Annotated in this window: 2 protein-coding genes; both read left to right on the forward strand. The window is 69.9% G+C overall.

The window, feature by feature from the left end:
* Positions 1–956: carbonic anhydrase (locus GRC12_RS42975; RefSeq protein WP_439959957.1), on the forward strand; the 956-nt coding region annotated here is incomplete at its 5' end.
* A 219-nt stretch (positions 957–1175) separates the two neighbouring features.
* Complete coding sequence (gene acs / locus GRC12_RS42980; protein ID WP_208785871.1) at positions 1176–3131, forward strand: acetate--CoA ligase; 1956 nt, start codon at positions 1176–1178, stop codon at positions 3129–3131.
* Positions 3132–3327: the final 196 nt, after the last annotated feature.

Here is a 3327-nt window from a genome sequence, read left to right on the forward strand (position 1 = left end):
CCCCCGGTGCGTCCGGCACCTCCGATGCGTCCCCCACCCCGGGTGCGCGCCCCGGTGCGTCCGACGCCCTCGACGCATCCGGCACCCCTGATGCGTCAGCCGCTCCGGACGGACCGGTTGATCCAGGTAGTCCAGATAATCCGGACGACCAGAGCAGCCCCGGTCCGAGCGGCCCCGATGCGAGCAGATCCGGCGTCGGCAGTTCCGGTGCCAGTAGATCCGCTGCCGGCAGACCCGGTTCGCGTCCACCCGGCACCTCCGCAGACGCCGACACCACCGGCGCCTCCGGAGGCCACCAACTGGCGCGCGGTATCAGCGCGTTCCAGCGCAACACCGCACCGCTGGTGCGGGGAGAGCTGGCGCGACTGGCCCGGGAGGGACAGCGGCCGTCCCAGCTGTTCCTCACCTGCGCGGACTCGCGGCTCGTCACCTCGATGATCACCTCCAGTGGTCCGGGTGACCTGTTCGTGGTGCGCAACGTCGGCAATCTCGTGCCGCCGCCCGGCCACGAGAGCGGCGACGACTCGGTGGCGGCCGCGATCGAGTACGCGGTCGACGTCCTGGGCGTGCGGTCCGTCACGGTGTGCGGGCACTCCGGATGCGGGGCCATGCAGGCGCTGCTCAACTCCGAGCCCACCGGCGCTCGGACACCGCTCCAGCGGTGGCTGAGGCACGGCCTGCCGAGTCTGGAGCGGATGGCCGACGGCGGGCGGCGATGGGCCCGGCTGGCCGGGCGGGCACCGGCCGACGCGGTCGAGCAGCTGTGCCTGACCAATGTCGTCCAGCAGTTGGAGCACCTGAGAGCGCATCCGTCGGTGGCCCGGGCCGTGCGGGAAGGGGAGCTGGAACTGCACGGGATGTACTTCCATGTGGGTGAGGCGCAGGCGTATCTGCTGGCCGAGACGGGTGAGGAGCACGTGTTCGATCATGTGGGGGTGACGGATCTGTCCGCCTGATCGGAGCGCCTGGCGGGTGTGAAGGGCAGCACATCGCTGAACCTCGTCCGGCCGGCCTCCGTGGGTACGGATGACCTGGGCCACGGCCCTCGGGCGGCCTCGTCGACCAGCCCGGACGACAGGTCTAAACCAATTTCCGGTCGACCCTTGTCATGGGACCCCCGGGTCTGATGAGCTGTGGCCTGGGACACAACGGACACCCTGGGAAAGGCAGATGCCGTGAGCAACGAGAGCCTGGCCAACCTGCTCAAGGAAGAACGCAGGTTCGCGCCCCCCGCCGAGCTGGCCGCGAACGCCAACGTCACGGCGGAGGCGTACGAACAGGCCAAGGCTGACAGGCTCGGCTTCTGGGCCGAGCAGGCCCGTCGGCTGACCTGGGCCAAGGAGCCGACCGAGACGCTGGACTGGTCGAACCCGCCGTTCGCCAAGTGGTTCAAGGACGGCGCGCTCAACGTCGCCTACAACTGCGTGGACCGGCATGTCGAGGCCGGCCACGGCGACCGGGTCGCCATCCACTTCGAGGGCGAGCCCGGCGACAGCCGCGCCATCACCTACGCCGAGCTCAAGGACGAGGTGAGCAAGGCGGCCAACGCGCTGCTGGAGCTCGGCGTGGAGAAGGGCGACCGGGTCGCGATCTACATGCCGATGATCCCGGAGACGGCGGTGGCGATGCTGGCCTGCGCCCGGATCGGCGCCGCGCACTCCGTGGTCTTCGGCGGCTTCTCCGCCGACGCGCTGGCCACCCGCATCCAGGACGCCGACGCCCGGGTCGTCATCACCTCCGACGGCGGTTACCGGCGCGGCAAGCCGTCCGCGCTCAAGCCGGCCGTGGACGAGGCGATCGCCAAGGCCGGCAACGTCAACCACGTGCTGGTGGTGCGCCGTACCGGCCAGGAGGTCGCCTGGAGCGAGGACCGGGACGTGTGGTGGCACGAGCTGGTGGAGCGTCAGCCGGCCGAGCACACCCCGGAGGCGTTCGAGGCCGAGCACCCGCTGTTCATCCTGTACACCTCGGGCACCACGGGGAAGCCGAAGGGCATCCTGCACACCTCCGGCGGCTATCTCACCCAGACCTCGTACACCCACCACGCCGTCTTCGACCTCAAGCCCGAGACGGACGTGTACTGGTGCACGGCCGACGTCGGCTGGGTCACCGGGCACTCCTACATCGTCTACGGACCGCTGGCCAACGGCGCCACCCAGGTCATGTACGAGGGCACGCCGGACACCCCGCACCAGGGCCGGTTCTGGGAGATCGTGCAGAAGTACGGGGTGACGATCCTGTACACGGCGCCGACCGCGATCCGTACGTTCATGAAGTGGGGCGACGACATCCCCGCCAAGTTCGACCTGTCCAGCCTGCGGGTGCTGGGCTCGGTGGGCGAGCCGATCAACCCCGAGGCGTGGATCTGGTACCGCAAGAACATCGGCCACGACCGCACCCCGGTGGTGGACACCTGGTGGCAGACCGAGACCGGCGCGATCATGATCTCGCCGCTGCCCGGCGTCACCGCCGCCAAGCCCGGCTCCGCGCAGACCCCGCTGCCCGGCATCTCCGCCACCATCGTCGACGACGAGGCGAACGAGGTCCCCAACGGCGGCGGCGGTTACCTGGTGCTCACCGAGCCGTGGCCGTCCATGCTGCGCACCATCTGGGGCGACGACCAGCGCTTCCTGGACACCTACTGGTCCCGCTTCGAGGGCAGGTACTTCGCCGGTGACGGCGCCAAGAAGGACGACGACGGCGACATCTGGCTGCTGGGCCGCGTCGACGACGTGATGCTCGTGTCCGGGCACAACATCTCCACCACCGAGGTCGAGTCCGCCCTCGTCTCCCACCCCGCCGTGGCCGAGGCGGCCGTCGTCGGCGCCACCGACGAGACCACCGGACAGGCCATCGTCGCCTTCGTCATCCTGCGCGGCACCGCGGCCGAGACCGAGAACCTGGCCGCCGAGCTGCGCGACCACGTCGGAACCACCCTCGGCCCGATCGCCAAGCCCAAGCGGATCCTGCCGGTCGCGGAGCTGCCCAAGACCCGCTCCGGCAAGATCATGCGGCGTCTGCTGCGTGACGTCGCCGAGAACCGTCAGCTCGGTGACGTCACGACGCTGACCGACTCCACGGTGATGGACCTCATCCAGGCCAAGCTCCCCGCGGCACCCAGCGAGGACTGAGCACGACGAGAAGCGGGCACCCGGCGCCGAGCGCGCCGGGTGCCCTTTTCATGCCTAACGTGGGAATCGCCGGATTCCCCTCGGCCACACTTTTAGGTAAACTAAGCAAAGCTCCATCCTCAGGTGTGCCGGGAAGTCTGGTCGGCAAGCGTTCCGTCCTGCCCACCGACCGGAGGTCTCCCCCGTGTCCGCGCCC

It is taken from the genome of Streptomyces griseorubiginosus (assembly GCF_017614965.1).
Taxonomy (GTDB): domain Bacteria; phylum Actinomycetota; class Actinomycetes; order Streptomycetales; family Streptomycetaceae; genus Streptomyces; species Streptomyces griseorubiginosus_B.